At 63.4% G+C, this 19,822-nt stretch carries 15 protein-coding genes and 1 pseudogene; 12 read left to right on the plus strand and 4 right to left on the minus strand.

Annotated features, from left to right (window positions below):
• Positions 1 to 43 precede the first annotated feature (43 nt).
• Both IVB46_RS33795 and IVB46_RS33800 read left to right on the plus strand, forming a co-directional pair.
• Entirely contained in the window at positions 44 to 2,038 is a 1,995-nt protein-coding gene (locus IVB46_RS33795) for a LodA/GoxA family CTQ-dependent oxidase (protein ID WP_247307717.1), read from the plus strand.
• Positions 2,039 to 2,046: 8 nt separating this feature from the next.
• Positions 2,047 to 3,054 (plus strand): FAD-dependent monooxygenase, encoded by a 1,008-nt coding sequence (locus IVB46_RS33800; protein WP_247309078.1) that lies wholly within the window; start codon positions 2,047 to 2,049, stop codon positions 3,052 to 3,054.
• A gap of 54 nt (positions 3,055 to 3,108) precedes the next feature.
• On the opposite strand, the gene IVB46_RS33805 is transcribed toward IVB46_RS33800, so the two are convergent.
• Complete coding sequence (locus tag IVB46_RS33805) at positions 3,109 to 4,203, minus strand: amidohydrolase family protein (RefSeq protein WP_247307720.1); 1,095 nt, start codon at positions 4,201 to 4,203, stop codon at positions 3,109 to 3,111.
• A 323-nt stretch (positions 4,204 to 4,526) separates the two neighbouring features.
• On the opposite strand from IVB46_RS33805, the gene IVB46_RS33810 reads away from it, so the two are divergent.
• From IVB46_RS33810 to IVB46_RS33820, 3 genes are all read left to right on the plus strand, one after another.
• A complete protein-coding gene (locus IVB46_RS33810) occupies positions 4,527 to 4,880 on the plus strand; it encodes a UBP-type zinc finger domain-containing protein (RefSeq protein ID WP_166350696.1) in 354 nt (117 codons plus the stop codon).
• 339 nt (positions 4,881 to 5,219) lie between these two features.
• Positions 5,220 to 7,139, plus strand: a complete 1,920-nt coding sequence (locus tag IVB46_RS33815) for an AMP-binding protein (protein ID WP_247307721.1) — start codon at positions 5,220 to 5,222, stop codon at positions 7,137 to 7,139.
• Positions 7,140 to 7,199: 60 nt separating this feature from the next.
• Entirely contained in the window at positions 7,200 to 7,574 is a 375-nt protein-coding gene (locus IVB46_RS33820) for a hypothetical protein (RefSeq protein ID WP_247307729.1), read from the plus strand.
• On the opposite strand, the gene IVB46_RS33825 is transcribed toward IVB46_RS33820, so the two are convergent.
• Both IVB46_RS33825 and IVB46_RS33830 read right to left on the minus strand, forming a co-directional pair.
• Complete coding sequence (locus IVB46_RS33825) at positions 7,543 to 7,926, minus strand: DUF202 domain-containing protein (RefSeq protein ID WP_028150113.1); 384 nt, start codon at positions 7,924 to 7,926, stop codon at positions 7,543 to 7,545. The two genes, IVB46_RS33820 and IVB46_RS33825, sit on opposite strands and share 32 nt — an antisense overlap.
• A gap of 97 nt (positions 7,927 to 8,023) precedes the next feature.
• Positions 8,024 to 8,767: an SDR family oxidoreductase gene (locus IVB46_RS33830; protein ID WP_247309079.1), complete on the minus strand. Its 744-nt coding sequence runs from the start codon at positions 8,765 to 8,767 to the stop codon at positions 8,024 to 8,026.
• A 145-nt stretch (positions 8,768 to 8,912) separates the two neighbouring features.
• Here IVB46_RS33830 and IVB46_RS33835 point away from each other — a divergent pair, with 145 nt between their 5' ends.
• The 6 genes and pseudogenes from IVB46_RS33835 to IVB46_RS33855 all read left to right on the plus strand — a co-directional run bounded on the left by IVB46_RS33835 (position 8,913) and on the right by IVB46_RS33855 (position 16,480).
• On the plus strand, positions 8,913 to 9,683 hold the full coding sequence (locus IVB46_RS33835) for a methyltransferase domain-containing protein (RefSeq protein WP_247307732.1): 771 nt from the start codon (positions 8,913 to 8,915) through the stop codon (positions 9,681 to 9,683).
• 212 nt (positions 9,684 to 9,895) lie between these two features.
• Positions 9,896 to 10,897, plus strand: a complete 1,002-nt coding sequence (locus IVB46_RS33840) for a DctP family TRAP transporter solute-binding subunit (protein ID WP_247307735.1) — start codon at positions 9,896 to 9,898, stop codon at positions 10,895 to 10,897.
• 260 nt (positions 10,898 to 11,157) lie between these two features.
• A pseudogene (locus IVB46_RS45135) lies at positions 11,158 to 11,502 on the plus strand (TRAP transporter small permease); the annotation flags it as partial.
• A gap of 240 nt (positions 11,503 to 11,742) precedes the next feature.
• Positions 11,743 to 13,026, plus strand: a complete 1,284-nt coding sequence (locus IVB46_RS45140) for a TRAP transporter large permease subunit (protein WP_321576422.1) — start codon at positions 11,743 to 11,745, stop codon at positions 13,024 to 13,026.
• A gap of 120 nt (positions 13,027 to 13,146) precedes the next feature.
• On the plus strand, positions 13,147 to 14,304 hold the full coding sequence (locus IVB46_RS33850) for a GGDEF domain-containing protein (protein WP_247307738.1): 1,158 nt from the start codon (positions 13,147 to 13,149) through the stop codon (positions 14,302 to 14,304).
• Positions 14,305 to 14,557: 253 nt separating this feature from the next.
• Entirely contained in the window at positions 14,558 to 16,480 is a 1,923-nt protein-coding gene (locus IVB46_RS33855; protein ID WP_247307741.1) for an alkyl sulfatase dimerization domain-containing protein, read from the plus strand.
• 179 nt (positions 16,481 to 16,659) lie between these two features.
• Here IVB46_RS33855 and IVB46_RS33860 read toward each other — a convergent pair whose 3' ends face one another.
• Positions 16,660 to 17,730 carry a glycosyltransferase family 4 protein gene (locus IVB46_RS33860; RefSeq protein WP_247307743.1) on the minus strand — a complete coding sequence of 357 codons (1,071 nt, stop codon included), beginning with the start codon at positions 17,728 to 17,730 and terminating at the stop codon, positions 16,660 to 16,662.
• 272 nt (positions 17,731 to 18,002) lie between these two features.
• On the opposite strand from IVB46_RS33860, the gene IVB46_RS33865 reads away from it, so the two are divergent.
• Entirely contained in the window at positions 18,003 to 19,766 is a 1,764-nt protein-coding gene (locus IVB46_RS33865; RefSeq protein WP_247307746.1) for an ABC transporter ATP-binding protein, read from the plus strand.
• Positions 19,767 to 19,822: the final 56 nt, after the last annotated feature.

Here is a 19,822-nt window from a genome sequence, read left to right on the forward strand (position 1 = left end):
GCCTCCGTTTTTGGACAATCCCTTGTGATATCGAGGTCAGACGATGATCGATCCAAACGCAATTGCAGCGTTGAAAGTCTATCCGCCCATCGGCGTCGCCCGCGTTGGCAATGCCCAAGGCGCCGGCGACTACGTCATCGGCCCCGAGATGATCGGCGGTGCGTCGACCTTGCCCGGCACGACGCCGGAACAGCCGGCTCGCCTTGTCGAGGACTTTCGCACCGCGAACGGAGAGATCAAGCGGCAAGCCGCGCGCTTCCGCATCTACGCCCACATGAAGGACGGCAGCGTGCAGGAGGTGACCGCTGCATCCGCGAAGATCGAGTGGCGCGTCTGCATCGCAAACCTCAAGGCCGGCTGGTACGAGTTCAACCAGGCAATGGACCTCGGCCCGCTGAGCCAGAGCGCGTTGCAGCGAAATCGCGAGCTGGTTTTGCCGGACGCCAGGTGGAAGCTCGACATCACGCCAACCCCGCGAAGCATCGCGGGGCAGGGGGCTGGCCCGATCAGGTTGGACGATGGCGCGTTCTGGGCTTCGCCGGTCTATCTCGGCGAGCTTCGTACCGACGAGGAGGGGCGGCTGATCTTCCTCGGCGGCAATGGAGTTTCGCGGCCGTTCCGCAAAGGGACCCGGCCCCTGACTTTCGCCAACAATCCAGGTTGGCACGATGACGTCAGCGACGGGCCGGTGCGGGCGCAAGTGACATTTGCGGGGCATGCACCGATCGATGCGGAGCCCGGCTACGTCTGCGTTACGCCGCCGAATTACGCGCCGGGGCTGTTCGGTCTCGTAACGATGGACGACGTGGTGCGGGAGGTGTTCTACGACAAGGGCTGGATTCCACGACCGGTCAAGACCTCGTTCGTCAACGACGTGCAACCAATCTTTCAGCGCCTGACCGGACTGCAATGGGTCAACCACGGGCTCTTCGTCGTTCATGGTTTTGGCTCGCCGCTCGACGCGCAGAATGCGCAAGTCCTCGCCAAGCTCAACGACGCGTCTACTGCGAATGCGGCGTGGCGCGCGGCCGTGCTGGCGTTGTTTCGCGATCCAGGCGCGAGCGGCGCACTGATCGAAGATCAGATCGCGCAGGTGTTCGGCGATGCGGTCGACCAATTCTTCGAAGGTCCGCCGAAGCCTTCGAATTCGCTGCTTGCCGTGACGAAGACCCAGTACGCGCACCTCAAGCGCTGGGCTGCTGGAACATTCGATGCCGACGGGCCGTCGCACCAGCCGGCGCAGCCGCACGACTTCTCTGCCCTGCCTCCCGAGGTCCAGGTCAAGCATCTCGAGCGCGCATCCTTGCACGATTGTCTCGGCGGCCCATTCCATCCCGCGATGGAGATGACATGGGTGATGCGGATTCCGCTGATGTGGGCATCGGCGTATCGGCTGAAGGCCCTGGCCGGCGAGCAACCAGCGCGGCAGGACTTCGGGGGTACTCTCACGCCGGCGGTCTGCACCGGCGCGAATGGTCCGCACGATGGTGTCGCAGCCGGCTGCCTCACCCGCTTCCTCGGCGTGCCCTGGCAGACCGATCATACCTCGTGTAATTCGGCCGCCGACTACTTCCCGTCGACGTTCCTGTCGATGCCGACGTTCTGGGGACCGCGTGCCCCGGATCAGGTTCTGGCAGACGGAAACTATCTGCGTGCGGCCGCCATCGCGCCTCTCGGCCAGGCGACGCAGCAGCAGACGTTCAAGCACCTGATGAACCGGGTCGACTGGTTGCGCGACATCCGCGGCAACGACTACTATGACCGCCTGTCGAACATGATTGCGGAATGGTCCGAGCTCGGCATGGTGTTGCCGGTGAAGAACGCGCCTGCATCTCTGCCGGTGCAGGATCTGCGCGTCGAGCAGGGACGCCGCGACAGCAGCGGGCCGATCGATGTCACGGCCGATCCGAAGTACCACGCGGTCGAAGACATGGAGAGCCTTTTCTTGCCGCAGACGACGGCAGGCCTGGCGCAGCGGCGCGGTGCACGCAAGACGGCTCCCCCGCCGAAGCGGACCTATCGCCCGGGCGAGATCTGACCTTGGACGTGCTGCGCACCGACTGTCTCGTGGTCGGCGCGGGGCCTGCCGGCCTGACCGCCGCACGCCTGCTGGCCCTTAGAGGCCGCACGGTTATTGTCGCAGATTCCGGCGTCACACCGACGACGCGGCTTGAGCTCCTTGCCCCGGCCTCGCTCGCCACTGTCGCGGCGGTAGGACTTGAACATCTGCTTGACGATCCGGCGATCGCCCGAGCCTGTCTCGGGATTCGGCGAACACACCGTTCGGGCGCGTCGGACTACGAGGACTTTCTGCGTCATCCCTGCCGCGTCGGGCATGTGGTCGATCGCGCTCGTTTCGACGAGCGCCTTCGCGACGAGGCTGTCGCCGTCGGGGTTACATTTTACGGGCTGCGCGCAATCGGCGTCACGCCGGATCGCGGCGTTATCTGTCGCGCGAGTGATAGCACTCGGACGAAGCTCGTCCTTGCGGAGATCGTCGTCGATGCAACGGGTCGCGCCGCCGCGATTGCGCGGCGCCGGGGCGCGCGCGTGGTCGTCCGGGATCGCATGGTCGCAGAACTGGTCGAGGATGCGGCTGATGGCGCGCCGGCCGGTTCCGCATCGTGGCTCGAATACAGCAGCGATGGACCGACCTGGTCTTACCGCATCCGTGGGGCGCGAGGGCGTGTGCAGACTTGGCGCATTCGCAGGTCCGGCACACCGGCTGGAGATGCGCTGCTCAGCGTGGACGCGTCTGCTTGCCTCCTCTCGGAGGCTGCGGGCGAAAGTTGGATTGCAGTGGGCGATGCGGCGATGGCGTTCGATCCGATCGCCTCTCAGGGCCTGTTCAACGCATTGTCGTCCGCCTTGGTCGCGACGGGTGCGCTGTTGTCGGCCGATCGGCTGAGCCCGACCTCGGCGCGATTGTATTCCGACGCGGTCGCCACAACATTCCTTCACTGCGAAGCAGGCCGTATCAGCGTCTATGGCACCATGCCTCCGGCGCCGCAGTCATGGGCCGCGCCGGCAAAACGATCGCGCAATGAAGCATGATTTCGCAGGCCGATCGGGCTCCGAAGCCCGCTCCATGCTTTTCGGGATGATCCTCTAACCCTGCAGCCGGGGAACGAGACGTGTCGCGTTCTGATGGCCGATCGCGTCGAGATCGTCTGTCGAGAGGCCAAGCTTCTGCAACTGCGCGAACTGGCCAAGGCCGAAATACGGATAGTCGCTGCCATAGGTGATCTGGGAGGCGGGCACGAGCTTGAGCAGCGCGGCCATGGACGGCGCGAAAGTCGCATTCGCGGTGTCGTAGTGCAGCCGGCGTAGCTCGCCTTCGATTCCTTCCGGCGCAAACTCCTTCAGGTCGGGCCGCGACCCATAGAACGAATTGATGCGCCCGGCCATCATCGGAATCGTGCCGCCGGCGTGCGAGAACAGCCATTTGATGTCGCGATGGCGGGCGAATGCGCCGCTGAGCAGAAGGCTCGTCACGGTGCGTGTGGTGTCGTGCGGGACTTCGATCACCGCCGGAAACGTGCCGACGCTGAGCGCGCTACAGCAACTCGCGACCAGCGGATGCACATAAACGACCGCCTTGCGACGGTTCAGCTCCTCGAACACCGGCCTGTAGGCGGCATTGCCGAGCCATTTGTCGCCGTAGCTGCTTTGCAGCCCGATCCCGTCCGCCTTCAGCGTGTCGAACGCATATTCGATCTCCCTGAGCGTGGCATCGACGTCCTGCATCGACAAGGTCGCGAACAGGCCGAAACGGCCCGGATGGTCGCGCATCATGTCCGCCGCGTACTCGTTGCAGGCACGCGCAAGCCGGCCGGCTTCCGCCGGCCCGAGGTCGAACCACACGCCGGGCGTGGAGGCGACCGACAGGATGCCTGTGCGTATGCCATTGCGGTCCATGTCCTCGACGAGCTTCTCGCGGGTCCAGGCCACCTGGCCGGGAAAGTGCGGCTGCTTGCGTGCGTCTTCGTAGCCAAGCCAAAGCTTTTGATACTCAGGCGGATAGAAATGAAGATGGGTATCGATCAGCACGGGCCTGGTCTGTCCGTGCACCGCAACGGCGGGGATGGCCGAGGCAAGGCCAAGCGCACCGACGCCAGCGAGGAAGCCGCGGCGCGACGAGGGCGGGCCGTAGCAGGTGGGGCAGGCGTGATGCCCTCGAGATTCTTGATCCCATTTGTTCATGTTGCACGTCTCCCGTGACGAACTGGCAAAGCCAAGGCCTGTGGTGCTTCTATCGGCAGAACGTTTCGTCCCTCCGCTGTCTGTGGTGCGGCCGCAGCGGGGCAATGATTGTTGGGGATTGGAATACGCCGATTTTTCGTCGCCGAAACGATGCCTCGCGTCACGCCTGTGCATCGCCGCCGCAACTTTGTGTGAACGCCTCTCCAATTCTCCCGCGAGATGCTCCCTGATGTCGCGAGGTTGACCCGTCGGGCGAAACACTGGCAAAATGCGATGGCGGCGAAGATTTGCGATGACCGCAATCACTTTCAGTGAGTGGATCGATGAAGTCTGACAGGGATGGCATCAACCTCGCGGCCAAGCCAAGCGGAACGGGTTGCGTGGAATGCTCGGCTGCTGGCGGATGGTGGTTTCATCTTCGCAGATGTGTCGAATGCGGTCACATCGGCTGCTGTGATACGTCACCCAATCAGCATGCAACGAAGCATAACGCGGCGACGGGTCACCCGATCATCACGAGCTTCGAGCCGGGCGAACGGTGGTTTTACGACTATCGCACGGGACAGCCCTTCGCGGGCCCGAAGCTGCAAGGCCCGCACGCGCATCCGTTGGACCAGCCGGTGCCCGGGCCGGACGGCGCGGTGCCTCCGGACTGGCAATCGCTGCTGCATGAATAGGTCGCAGCCTCTGGCAACTGGTCCATAGCCGACGAGCGCGTTTAGCAGCGGGGCTGCTTCCGGGCATCGCGCGTGAACTCACGGGCGGACGTCTTGCGCGAACTCTCGGCACCCGTGAATCCCCCATTGGAACCCTCACTGGTGTCCGTGGCGCCGGATCAGCGACATTGCAAATGCAACGCGATCCTCGCGAAGATGAAATTCTCACGCAACGTAGCATCGAGATATTGCCCTCCCGACGTTCTGCAGGAGCCTCATTGCGCGTGAGGACTACAGATCGTTTGCGTCGATCGCCGCCGCCTCAGCCGGGCCTTCGCGGATATCGAAAGGAGAACGCCTGTGCAGCCTGCTCTCGACCATCCTGCTTCCGACCATCCTGCTTCCACGCCATATTGTTCTATGCCTTCACCACCGACCGACATCGAGGTCACGAGAAGGGATGACGGCACCCTGATATTGCGATCGCGGATTATGCTCGCTGGAGTGAGCGGGACGATTTGCGCATACCTTCCCCACTGGGCTCAGGAAACGCCGGACCGCGTCTTTCTCGCGCAACGAACCCGCGACAATGCATGGCAGTCGATCAGCTATGGCGAATTCTGGTCTCGAGTGCGCTCGGTCGGGCAGGCGCTGATTGATCGGGGTGGCGCAGCGGGCGATACGCTGGCCATCCTGTCCGGCAATTCGATCGAGAATGCGGTGATCCAGTTCGCCGCGATGTCGATCGGTCTGCAGGTTGCGCCGATCTCGCCAAGCTACAGTCTTCTGCCAGGTGGCCTCAGCCGCATCGAAGACATCGCGAAGGTCCTCACGCCGAAGTTTGTGTTTGCCCAGAAGGCGGATCCCTTCGTGCAAGCCCGTGCCATCCCCGGCTTTGCGCAGGCCGAATGGATAACGGCGGAAGAGGCGGCGGATACCACGCCGCTGTCGGAGCTATCCGCCGCGACACCGGGTCACGCGTTTGAGGCGGCGTTCGCAGCACTCGGACCGGAGACCGTCGGCAGAATCCTGTTCACGTCGGGATCGACCGGCTCTCCCAAGGGAGTGATCAATACCCATCGCATGATGTCGAGCGTGCTGCAGATGGCCGCTCAGGTCACGCCGGTCTCGCAGCCCCTGGTTCAGATCGAATGGCTGCCCTGGCATCATACCATGGGCTGCAACGTCATACTGAATGGGATTCTGAAGAACGGCGGCTCTCTCTATATCGACGATGGCCGACCGACGCCCGAAGCGTTTCATCGAACAATCGCCAATCTGCACGACGTTTCTCCGACGGCCTCATTCAATGTCCCAACCGGTTACGCGTTGTTATGCGCCGCGCTCGGCGAGGATCCAGACCTGAGACGGAAGTTCTTCCATCGCATCGACAGAATGATTTTTGGGGGCGCGGCGATCCCGGCGTCCGTAATGGCAACGCTTCAGGAATATGCAATCGAAGTCCGCGGCGAGCGAGTTCCGATTTTGGCCGGATACGGTGCCACGGAAGCCGGGCCGACCATCTGCGTGTCTTATCGACCGTGCGAAGCGCCGGGAGAGATCGGCTTGCCGGCACCCGGCATCGAACTCAAGCTGGTTCCGGCGATGGACGGTTACGAGGCGCGGGTCCGTGGCCCGAACGTCATGCCCGGTTATCTCGGATTACCCGAATTGTCCGCGGCAGCATTCGACGAAGAGGGCTTCTATCGGGTAGGCGACGCGGTCTCGTTCATCGATCCCGCCGATCTCTGCCGCGGCCTGAGGTTTTCCGGGCGTCTCTCGGAGAATTTCAAAATGATGACAGGCACGTGGGTGCTCGTCGGCGAGCTGCGTGCCGCCATCCTGAACCGGATGGGCGGCGTGCTGCAGGATCTGGTGATCGGAGGCGAGGGCCGCGATTCTCTCGTCGCGCTGGTATGGCTCAATCCGGACCGTGCAAGGCGACATGCTAACGGCGCAGCAGGCGCGGATTCCGGTGACACCCTTTCATTGGATTCCGGCGTTCGCGCATACGTCCATCGGGTCTTGACCGAGCATAACCTGGCGGCAGCGACCAACGCGCGGATATCGGCCGTTGCCATCCAGATCCAGCCGCTGTCGCTCGCGGCAGGCGAGACAACGGACAAGGGCTACATCAATCAGCGCGGGGTCCTGAAGAACCGTTCCGCCATTCTCGACAGTCTCTATAGCGGAGCAGCCTCGCCGCACATCATCCGGCTTGCCTCTCATCCACGCGCGTTGTCGACGGCAGGAAATGCAGTCACGTCGACTGATGCATGACCAGAGAGCCCGGCCGCCGACCTTCCGAGCGTGTTTCTTAAAGGGACCGCCTCTGCGTCATTGACGGCGGCGACGCCAGTAGATGTGGACGAGTGTGCGGCGAACGCCGCAACCCCAACGCGCCGCCGCGGCGATGCCGCAGCCGGCCCTGCCTTTCATTCAACCCGCGAAGCCCAAATTCTCACCATTGGCCTCGGCCTGCTCATTTCGGCGGCTTGGAATATGTATAGACATGCGGTCCATCATCGCGGCCGCAACATCACGTCAGTCAACACCGAGGTCGGCCCCGATGTGATCCTGATGGACGAGCCGTTCGGCGCTCTCGATGCCCAGACCCGTATGGTGATGCAAAGCGATCTCCAGACGTTGTCGATGGAAGCCGGCGCCACCGCTAGGTCCAAAGTCAGAGCGCAAAATAGACGGTCATCGCTGTAACGATCAGGCCCAGCACAACGGCGAGCACCAGTTCTGTCTTGATGCCGCCGGCGGAATGAGATTGTGCATCGTCAATCATTCGGCCAGTCCTGATGAAGCGAAAGAGCGAAATCACGATGATTGCGATCCCGATCGCGATCAGCGCGAGGCCGTCATAGTGACTGAACGCTCCCGTGAAGCGATCGAATTGCAGTCGGGACCCGATCTCCGTCCTGTTGGCTTCAGCGATAGTTCGGACGAAGAGGTTGAATTTCTCGACGACAAAGCCAAACGCGATGATCGCGATGCCCGTCCTGACCCAGGCGAGAAAAGTCCGCTCGTTTGCCGCGTGGTCTGAGTATCTCTCAATCATCGAGACCTCTCTGGTTGCTGTCGATGGGGTTCGTCGCGCGCTATTCCCGCAGGGGCGGAGCGGCGGGGCACACTGTATGCGAAGCCAGGGCAAGCCCTCAGAACTGATACCGCCGCAGCCCCCCATCCACCGGGATCACCGTCCCGGTGATGTACCGCGCCACCGGCGAGGCCAGAAACACCGCGAGCGCCGCGAGGTCCTCCGGTTCGCCCCAATAGCCGACCGGGATCTCTTCCTCGGCAAAGCGCTCGCGATAATCCGGCGGATAGTTGCGGCGGATCTGCTCGCTCATGATGCGGCCGGGCGGGATGCAGTTGATGGTAATGCCGTGCTCGCCGATCTCGCGCGACAGGCCCTTGGCCCAGGCGTGCACGGCGGCCTTTGCTGCGAAGGCGGCGTTGAGGCCCTCCGGCTCGGACTTGCCGGTGATGTTGACGATGCGGCCCCATTTGCGTTCGATCATCTGCGGCAGCAGCGCATGCGCGATGCGGCGGTAACTGGTGAAGTTCAGCGCGATCGCCTCGTCCCATTTGCTGTCGGGCGCATCGACGGGAAGGGGGCGGCTGCCGCCGGCATTGTTGATGAGGATGTCGACATGGCCGAGCTCTTTGAGCGCAAAGGCCGCGATGTTCTCCGCGGCGTCCTTGGCCATCACGTCCTGCTCGAACGGCGTGATCAGGCCGGAGCCGACTTCCTTCACCAGCTCGGCAAGGAGATCAGTGCGCCGCGCCACGCCGACGACGCGGACGCCTTCGGCAGCCAGACCCTTGGCGATGGCGCGGCCGATGCCGATGCTGGCTCCTGTCACGACTGCGGTTTTCGATTTGAGCCCGAGGTCCATGGTCACACGCTCTCTTGTTTGCTTTTTGCTTCTTGTCGTTCGTTTCCTGCCCGTCCCGCCGGCTTCGCGAATTGCCTGAGCGGGACGAGCAGTGGTAACCAAGAGCCTCGACGAAGGAAACACGAAAAAGAAAAGGCGTTGAGCAATGGTCTGGGATCCGCAGCAATACCTGAAATTCTCCGGCCATCGGCTTCGGCCCGCCGTCGACCTGTTGATGCGGATTCCGGATTTCGCCCCGCGCGCGATCGCCGATCTCGGGGCAGGGGCCGGCAACGTGACAAAATTGATCAAGGAACGCTGGCCGGACGCGACCGTGACCGGTGTCGAGGGCTCGGCCGAGATGGTGGCCGCAGGCCGCAAGGCGGCGCCGGATGTGGAATGGTCGCACGAGGATCTCGGCCATTGGCGCCCCGCGAGGCAATACGATTTGATCTATTCCAATGCCGCACTGCACTGGCTGCCCGATCATGCGGTGCTGTTTCCGTCAGTCATGGAGAAGGTGACGCCCGGCGGCATGCTTGCGGTGCAGATGCCGCGCAACTTCCTCGCGCCATCGCATGTGCTGATTGGCGAGACGGCGCTGAACGGTCCGTGGCGGTCAAAGGTCGAGCATCTCGTCACCCCGCCGCCGGTCGAAGGGCCGGCGTTCTATCATGATTTGCTCGCGCCGCTTTCCCAGAACGTCGACATCTGGGAGACCGAGTATCTGCAGGTGCTCGAAGGCGAGAACCCCGTGAAGGAATGGACCAAGGGGACCTGGTTGACGCGCTATCTCGACATCCTGCAGGGCGACGAGAAGGCCGCGTTCGAGGCCGCCTATGGCGAGCGGGTGGCGAAGGCCTATCCGAAGAATGCCGCGGGGCAGACGCTGTTTCCGTTCCGGCGTCTGTTCATGGTCGCCCAGCGCAAGGGCTGATCGCACTGCCGCAATGCGACATAAACCGTTCGCAACCCGGGACTGGAAGCGGGTCCCGGGTTGCGCGGACAACAGCCATCAAGCTAGCTTGCCTGCGGCAAATTGGGCTTAGGTCTAGTTGTTCGGGTGGTGGATTGCTGCCACTACTGGGCTGCAAACCGGGCTGCAAAACAAAAAGAACCCGGTTTTAGAGGTTGTTGGGAGGTTACTTCATGCGCAAGCTGCTTCTTGCGGTCGCCGCCGCAGCTATTCTCGTGGCCCCAGCCGTGGCACAGGCCCAGAGCCCTGTTGTCATCAAGTTCAGCCACGTCGTCGCCAACGACACCCCGAAGGGCAAGGGCGCGCTGAAGTTCAAGGAACTCGCCGAGAAGTACACCGACGGCAAGGTCAAGATCGAAGTCTATCCGAACTCCTCGCTCTACAAGGACAAGGAGGAGATCGAGGCGCTTCAGCTCGGTTCGGTGCAGATGCTGGCGCCCTCGACCGCGAAATTCGCGCCGCTCGGTATCAAGGAATTCGAGGCGCTAGACCTGCCCTGGCTGTTCAAGGACGACGAGACCTATTCCAACGCGATGAAGGGCACGATCGGCAAGTGGCTGTTCCAGAAGCTCGAGGCCAAGGGCATCACGGGGCTCGCCTATTGGGACAACGGCTTCCACATGGTGTCGTCGAATCGCGCGTTGATGAAGCCTGAGGATTTCAAGGGCCTGAAATTCCGCATCTCCGGATCGAAGATCGCGGACCAGTATTTCCGCCTGATGGGTTCGATCCCGCAGATCATGGCGTTCTCCGAAGTCTATCAGGCGCTGCAAACCGGCGTGGTCGACGGCTGCGAGAACACCGCGTCGAACTACCTGACGCAGAAGTTCTACGAGGTGCAGAAGGACATCACCGTGTCCTATCACGCGCATCTGCAATATGCGGTCATCGTCAACTCGAAATTCTGGTCCGGCCTGCCGCCCGACATCCGCGCCCAGGTCGAGAAGGCGATGGTGGATGCAACCGAGTACACCAACCAGATCGCGCACCAGGAGAACGAGGACGCGCTGGCCGAGATCAAGAAGGCGGGCAAGACCAAGCTGCATTATCTGACTGACGCCGACCGCAAGGCGTGGCAGGAAGCGATGCGGCCGACTTATACATGGGCAAAGGGCCGGGTCGGGCAGGAGGTGCTCGATCTCGTCGCCAAGGAACTCGACGTCAAGATGAACTGACGCGTTTTCCGCAAGGACAATACGAACGGTCGGGAGTGTGCGCACTTCCGGCCGTTTCGCATCGATAGGGGGACTTTGATTTGCTTCGCGTGCTCAACCAGGCGCTCAACCATCTCGAAGAATGGCTGATCGCGACGCTCATCGCGGCTGCAACCGGCTTGATCTTCATCGCCGTGGTGCACCGTTACGGCGCAGGCGAATCGATCGTCCTCTCCAGATGGGCGGCTGCGCACGGGATGAGCTGGCTCGCGACGCTGTCGATGGCGGTGTTCACCTTCCTGTCCGAGCTCGACCTGTCCTGGGCGCAGGAACTCTGCATCTACATGTTCATCTGGATGGCGAAGTTCGGCGCGGCCTATGGCGTGCGCACCGGCATCCATGTCGGCGTCGACCTGCTCGTCAACCGCCTGCCCGAGCATTCGCGCAAGCACGTGATCCTGTTCTCGCTGCTCTGCGGCGCGCTCTTCACCGGCATGATCGCCGCCTTCGGCGCCTCCTTCGTCTCCGAGATGTTCAAGACCGGCCAGCAGTCCAATGACCTGGAAGCGCCGATGTGGTTCGTCTATCTGGCGATCCCGCTCGGCTCGGGCCTGATGTGCTTCCGCTTCCTCCAGGTCTCGTGGTCCTACTACTGGACCGGCCATCTGCCGCATCACGACGAGAGCCATGTCGAGGGCGTGGAGGCCGACGTCTCGCCGGCGCTGCATCCGCAGCCCGCCGGCGCGGCGACCAGGGCCGCCGCGCGAAAAGTGTCGCCGCTCGGCGTCATCCTGATCATGGCGCCGATCCTGATCTTCGCGATGTGTCTCGCCGAGAAGTTTGGCGTGGTGGTGCTGCCGCACTGGATGCGTGCCGCGACCGTGTTCGCGCTGCTGATCGCGCTGATGCTGACCGGCATCCCGGTCTCGATCGCGCTTGGCCTCACCGTGATGACGTTCCTGTTCACGCTGACCACGGTGCCGATCGAAGCGGTCTCGATGAAGCTCTTCACCGGCATCGAGGGGTTCGAGATCATGGCGATCCCGTTCTTCATCCTCGCCGGCAATTTCCTCACCCATGGCGGCGTCGCGCGCCGCATGATCAATTTCGCGACCTCGCTGATCGGCCACTGGCACGGCGGTCTCGGCCTTGCCGGCATCGTCGCCTGCGCGATGTTCGCGCTGGTGTGCGGCTCGAGCGTCGCGACCGTTGCCGCGATCGGCGCGATCGTGCTGCCGGAGATGGTCCGCCACGGCTATCCCATGCATTTCGGCGCCGGCATCATCACCGTTGCCGGCTCGCTCGGCATCCTGATGCTGCCGTCGATACCGAAGATCGTCTATGCGGTCTCCACCAATACCTCGATCGGCGCGCTGTTCGTCGCGGGCCTGCTGCCGGGCATCATGCTGACGACGATGCTCTGCATCGTCACCTGGTGGCTCGCACGCAAGCGCGACTATCCACGCCTGCCGAAGGCGAGCTGGGGCGAGACCGTCCGCACCTTCCGCGAGAGCATCTGGGGATTGATGCTGGTCGTCATCATCATCGGCGGCATCTACAGCGGCCTGTTCACCGCCACCGAGGCGGCTGCGATGGCTGCGGTCTACTCCTTCGTCATCGCGGTGTTCGTCTACAAGGCGATCAAGATCGTGGACGTGCCGCGGGTGCTGCTGCGCGCCGCCAACACCAGCGCGATGCTGCTCTACATCGTCACCAACGCGGTGCTGTTCTCCTTCGTGCTCTCCAACGAGAACCTGCCGGCGACCTTGGCCGACTGGATCGCGGCGCAGAATCTCGGCTGGGTCGGCTTCCTCTTGGTCGTCAACATTCTCTTGCTGCTCGCCGGCAACTTCATGGAGCCGAACTCGATCATCCTGATCATGGCGCCGATCCTGGCGCCGGCGGCCAAGAAGCTCGGCATCGACCTCGTGCATTTCGGCATCGTGATGGACGTCAACATGGAGGTCGGCCTCTGCCATCCGCCTGTCGGGTTAAATCTCTATGTCGCCTCGATGATAGCGCGCATGCGAATAACCGAGCTCGCGGTCGCCGTGTTGCCGTGGCTCATCACCATGCTCGGCTTCCTCGTCATCGTGACCTACTGGCCCGATCTGACGCTGTGGCTGCCGCGGGTGCTGGGGATGCATTAGCCTATGCACGACCGGGACATGGCTAACGCGCGGTAAACCCGCGCGCTCAAATGCCATCGCTGCGCTGGGAACCCATTTTTACGGGTCTGCGGTAGAACCATGCCAGTGGATGGGGCTGGCATGTTCTTCAACAGAATGGAATCCGGACGAGCGTCGATTTCCGACGCCGTCTATCTGGAAGTCATCACGGGCCTGCACGGCACGACGATGCCCAACATTCTTGCGGCCGCCTGCCTCGCGATGGTCGGCGCCATCACGACCTACGAGACCGGCGATATGGTGACGGCGGCGCTGACGGTCGCCGGTGTCGTCGTCGCCATCGTCCGCCTGTTCGAAATTGTCGCATTCCGTCGCCGCCTCGCGCAGCCGACGCAGCTTGCTCGGGCCGAGGCCGTGATCTGGGAGCGGCGTTACATTGCCGGCACCGTGGTGACGGCATTGGTGCTCGGCGTTTTTGCCGCGCGCAGCATCGTGCTGGGTGATGCGCTCTGTTCCGTGATGGCGATTGGCATCGGCTTCGGCTTTGGCGCCGGCGTGGTGGCGCGGCTGGCGCTGCGTCCCGTCGCGGCGCTGCTCGATCTCGTCGCAATCGCAGCGCCTGCTGCGATCGTGACCTTCATGCAGCCGGATCTCCGCCATGTCGGGCTCGGGCTCCTCATCCTGATGTATGTGGCCGCCAGTTTCGAGATGGTGCGGCTGAGCTTCAATGCCTCGATCAACCAGATCACGCTCAAGCGGCAGTTCGAGCAGCTCTCGCGCCTGGACCCGATGACCGGCGCGTCCAATCGTTCGGTGCTGGCCACGGACCTGCCGCAGATGCTGGCGGCCGGGATGATTGCCGTCCATACGCTCGATCTCGACCGCTTCAAGGAGGCGAACGACCGGTTCGGGCATCCCGTCGGTGACGCACTGCTGAAGCAGGTCGCCGGGCGGCTCAAGGCGCTCGCCGCGCAGGATGACCTCGTGGTCCGGATGGGCGGCGACGAGTTCGTCCTGGTGCAGCGTGTGGCGGCTGATGCGGAAGCGATGGCGCAGCGCATCGTGCAGTCGATCAGCATGCCCTACGATATCGACGGACAAATGATCGAGCTCGGCGTCAGCGTCGGCGTTGCCGTCGCGCCGGACGACGGGCGCACCGCGGAAGCGCTGCTGTCGCGCTCCGACAAGGCGCTCTATCGGGCCAAGCAGGAACGCGGCGGCTATGTGCTGGCGCGGGATTTGCGGATGGCGGATGCGACCGCATCGGGCCAGATCTTGGCGGAAGAGCTCGCTGCGTAAGCCACGTGGACGGTGCACCCTCTCCCCTTGTGGGAGAGGGTGGCTCGCCGCGCAGCGGCGAGGCGGGTGAGGGGTTTCTCTCCGCACAAACAGTCTTGCGGGCGGAGATATACCCCTCATCCGGCGCTTTGCGCCACCTTCTCCCACAAGGGGAGAAGGGAAGAGGCATCTCGCTCGATTTCGGCAGTCTCCTCCGATAGCAATCACCCGCGAGATGCGGTTAGATGCTCGCACAGGCCGGGAGGAAACAAGAATGACCAGCAGCGAGCCGAAGGACGCAACACCCTCCGTCACCGCGCAGCATGATGCGATGCTGAATGCGCTGCCGTTTTCCGACACGCGGGATTTCGACGATGCCGCGCGCGGCTTCCTCGGCACGATCGAGAACGCGGAGATCACCAACCCGCAGGGGCGGACGGTCTGGAGCCTGAAGCCCTACGGCTTCCTGTCGTCCGAGCAGGCGCCGCCGACCGTCAATCCGAGCTTGTGGCGACAGGCGCGGCTCAACATGCATCACGGCCTGTTCGAGGTGGTGCCCGGGGTCTACCAGGTGCGCGGGCTCGACATCGCCAACATGACGCTGATCGAGGGCGACAGCGGTGTCATCGTCGTGGACACGCTGACGTCGATCGAGGGCGCACGTGCCGCGCTCGATCTCTATTACAGGCATCGTGGCCAGAAGCCGGTCGCCGCCGTCATTTTCACCCACACCCATACCGACCATTGGGGCGGCGCGCGCGGCGTGCTGGAGGAGGATGCGCTGACGACCGGGCGCGTGCCGATCATCGCGCCGAACCTGTTCATGGAGCATGCCGTCTCCGAGAACATCATCGCGGGACCGGCGATGCTGCGGCGGGCACAATACCAGTTCGGGCCGTTCCTCGCCAAATGTGTGCGGGGGCAGGTCGACAACGGGCTCGGCAAGTCGATGGCGGCGGGCGCCGTGGCACTGCTGCGTCCGACCGACCTGATCATGGCAACCGGCGACAGGCGGGTGATCGACGGCGTCGAATTCGAATTCCAGATGGCGCCGAACAGCGAAGCGCCGGCGGAGATGCACTTCTTCATCCCGCGCTACAGACTGCTGAACCTCGCCGAGAACTGTACGCACAATTTCCACAATCTGCTGCCGTTCCGCGGCGCCGACGTGCGCGATGCGCTGGCGTGGTCGAAGTACCTCAACGAGGCCTTGCGGCTCTGGGACGGCAAGGCGGAGGCGATGTGCGGCCAGCATCACTGGCCGGTGTGGGGCCGCGAGCGGATCGGCACGATGATCCGGCAGCAGCGCGATCTCTACAAGTTCGCGCATGACCAGACCATCCGCCTGATGAACCACGGCCTTACCGCAGCCGAGATCGCCGAGACGATCCAGTTGCCGAAGAGCCTGGAGGGTGCCTGGCATGGCCGCGGCTATTACGGCCATATCCGGCATAACGTGAAGGCGATCTACCAGAAGTATCTCGGCTGGTACGATGCCAACCCGGTCAATCTCGATCCGCTGCCGCCGGTAGAATCCGGCAAGAAGTATGTCGAGTACATGGGCGGCGCCGAGGCCATCCTCGCGCGCGCACGCAAGGACTTCGACAAAGGCGAGTTTCGCTTTGTCGCGCAGGCGCTCGGCCATCTCGTCTTCGCGGAGCCGGAGAATGCAGCGGCGCGTCTGTTGCTCGCGGATACGCTCGAGCAGCTCGGTTATGCCGCCGAGAGCTCGACCTGGCGCAACGCCTATCTGTTCGGCGCGCAGGAACTGCGTCAGGGCATGCCCAAGACCCCGCCGCGTCCGCCGATGCCGCGCGAGACGCTGGCCGCGCTACGCACCGAGCAGCTCTGGGACGTGCTCGGCATTCGGCTCAACGGCCCCAAGGCCGAGGGCAAGCACATCGTGCTGAATTGGAGCTTTTCCGATACCGGCGAGATCTTTGCGCTCAACCTGGAAAACTCTGCGCTGACCTATACCGAAGGCGTGCAGGCGGAAAATGCGGACGCGAGCTTCACGCTCGCGCGCGCAACGCTCGATGAGGTCATCGCGAAACTGACGAGCTTTCCGGAAGCGGTCGCCGCCGGCAAGATCAAGCTCGCGGGCAACCCGATGCGGCTTGCCGAGCTGATGGGCCTGATGGACGAATTCCCGCGCATGTTCGAGATCGTCGAGCCGAAGCGGGCGGTGGTGAGTTAGGGCGACGCCGCCGCCACGTTCTCGCTGGCATCGCCCTCCGCACTCTCGCTGTCATCGCCCGGCTTGACCGGGCGATCCAGTATTCCAGAGACCGCAGTGCTTGAGCCGAGAAGCCGCGGAGTACTGGATGCCCCGGTCAAGCCGGGGCATGACAGTGTGTCGTGAGGTGAAAGCGGCCCTTACTCCGCGCTGCTCACCAGCTTGATCCGCGGCGCCTGCGCTTCCGTCAGGCTGCGATAGGCCGCGAGATAATCCAGCGCCATCCGCCGCGCCGTGAAGCGCTTCTCGAACTGCTTGCGGATGGCCGCGCGATCGAGTTGCGGCAGGCGTTTGACGACGCCGGCGGCGCTGATGATGTCCTCGACCACGAAGCCGGTGAGGCCCTCATCGATGATCTCGGGCACCGAGCCGCGGTTGAAGGCGACGACCGGAGTGCCGCAGGCCATCGCTTCGATCATCACGAGGCCGAACGGCTCCGGCCAGTCGATCGGCAGCAGGAGGCCGAGCGCGCCGCTGAGGAAGTCCGATTTCTCGTCGTCGCCGATCTCGCCGATGAAGTCGACCAGCGGATTGTTCTGGATCATCGGCCTGATCAGCTCGTCGTAATAGTCCTGGTCGGCGCGATCGACCTTGGCCGCGATCTTCAGCGGGATGCCGCAATGCATCGCGATCTTGATGGCGCGGTCAACGCCCTTCTCTGGCGCGATGCGGCCGAGCACGGCGAGATATTCCTGCTTCGCCGGCTTCGGTGTCAGCAAGTTCTCCGGCAGGCCATGGTGGATCGTCGTCACCCAGTTCGCCTGCGGCACGGGCCTGCGCTGCGCGTTCGAGATCGAGATCACCGGCATTTTCGAGAAGGTGTTGAACACGGGCTGATGTTCCGGCAGGTCGAGCCGGCCGTGCAGCGTGGTCACGAACGGGGTCGGCTGCCGGTGGAACAGGGACCACGGATAGTAATCGAGATGGAAATGGAGGAAGTCGAACTCCTCGTCGTCACATTTCTGCCGCACGCGCTCCAGGAGCACCATATGCAGCGCGTTGGGATCACGCACGGAACCGTCGAGGCGAAGCGCCCGCGGCCAAAGTGCGTCCAGCTTCGCCGACGTCTGCGAGTCACCGCTGGCGAACAGCGTGACATCGTGTCCAAGGGCAACCAACTCCTCCGTCAACCAGTGCACCACCCGCTCGGTGCCGCCATACAGCTTGGGTGGAACAGCCTCAGTCAACGGAGCTACCTGCGCGATGCGCATCTCGTCATCTCCTCTGTGATCATGGAAGTAAAACCCCCGCCGTGTCTCGGCACCGGCATGCCAGACGAGGGAACGTTCTCGCAATTGCGAAGTTCCTTCAACGAACGTTACTTCTTCGACACACTTCAGTCGGCCGCGATGCTGCCATCTCCTCTTCTCACATCGTCCGCATCCGCATGTCGTGATGGCCCGGCCCGGGAACCGAGGCGAAGCGGTCGATGTTCAATCGGCTAATAGAAAAATCGAAATCAATACGACGGGGTCGCAGTCACATGGATCATCTTTCTGGTTACGCGCGCAGGCCATTTGCCTTTGTCTTGCGCTATCTGCGACGACGGCCGGCATCGCATCTCGTGATCCTGACCGCTGTCGTTGCAGCCGTTGCCTGTTCCGTGGGCACGCAATACGGCGTCAAATCCCTGGTCGACAGCCTGTCCGCGGGAACTTCGCACGGTGGCAGCGTATGGCTGGCATTCATTTTACTCATGTCGCTGATCGCGGCGGATAATTTCCTGTGGCGGATCGCGAGCTGGACCGCGAGCTTCACCTTCGTTCGTGTCACGGGCGATTTACGCCGTGACATATTTCGTCATCTGACGGGACACGCGCCGAGCTATTTCTCGGATCGCATGCCGGGCATGCTGACGAGCCGTATCACCGCGACCTCAAACGCGGTGTTCACGGTCGAGAACATGTTCGTCTGGAATGTGTTGCCGCCGTGCATTGCCACAATTGCGGCCATCGGTCTGATTGGAACCGTCAGTCCCTATATGGCACTCGGCCTGATCATGGTCGCGGGCGGTATGGTGATAGCGATGTTCCATTTGGCCGCAGCCGGCAAGCCGCTGCATGACGACTTTGCCGACAAGGCCGCCGTCGTCGACGGCGAGATGATCGACGTCATCAGCAACATGCCGCTGGTCCGCGCCTTCTGCGGCATCGGCCATGAGCACGAGCGGTTCGACGCGACGGTGAACCGGGAACTGACCGCGCGCGGCCGTAGCCTGCGTTATCTGGAAAAGCTGCGGCTCACGCATGCCGGCGTGACGGTCGTCCTGACGGTTGCGCTGATGGCCTGGGCGATCACGCTCTGGCAGCAGGGCGAGGCGACCACCGGCGATGTCGTGCTGGTCTGTACGCTCGGCCTCTCCATCCTCAATGCGACGCGCGACCTCGCGGTGGCGCTGGTCGATGTCACCCAGCACGTCGCGCGCCTGACCGAGGCGATCGCGACCTTGCTCGTGCCGCATGAATTGCGCGATCATCCCGAGGCCGAGCCGTTGATGAAGAGCGGCGCCGCGATCGCGTACAACAACGTCACCTTCGGCTATCCCGGCGGCGAGAAGATCTTTGAACGGTTCAGCCTGCGGCTTCAGCCCGGCCAGCGCGTCGGCTTGGTCGGCCAGTCGGGCGGGGGGAAATCAACCCTGTTCACGTTGCTGCAGCGGTTCTACGATGTCGATGAAGGCAGCGTGACCGTCGATGGCCAGGATATTTCCAAGGTGACCCAGCTGAGCCTGCGTGAGGCCATCTCGGTCGTGCCGCAGGATATCTCGCTGTTCCACCGCTCCATCCGCGAGAACATCCGCTACGGCCGTCCGAACGCGACCGACGACGAGGTGCTGCGCGCGGCGATCGCGGCGCGCTGCGATTTCATCGACAGCCTGCCGGAAGGTCTCGACACCATGGTCGGCGACCGCGGTGTCAAGATGTCCGGCGGCCAGCGCCAGCGCATCGCGATCGCGCGGGCCTTCCTGAAGGACGCGCCGATCCTGCTGCTGGACGAAGCCACCGCCGCACTCGACAGTGAATCCGAGGAGGCGATCCGCGAGGCGCTGTCGCGCCTGATGCGCGGCCGCACCGTGATCGCGATCGCGCACCGGCTGGCGACGCTGCGCAATTTCGATCGCGTCCTGGTGCTGAAGAATGGCAAGATCATCGAGGACGGCGCGCCCGACCGCCTGATGCAGGGCCAAGGCCCCTACCGTGAGCTGGTGACGCAGGAGATGAGTCGGCTGGCGAAGTTCGCCGCGTAAGTCCAACAGTTGCGTTTGCGTTGGTCGCGTTCGAAAAACAGGCCGCAGGGGAGCAG

This window comes from Bradyrhizobium sp. 61 (assembly GCF_023073075.1).
GTDB lineage: Bacteria > Pseudomonadota > Alphaproteobacteria > Rhizobiales > Xanthobacteraceae > Bradyrhizobium > Bradyrhizobium barranii.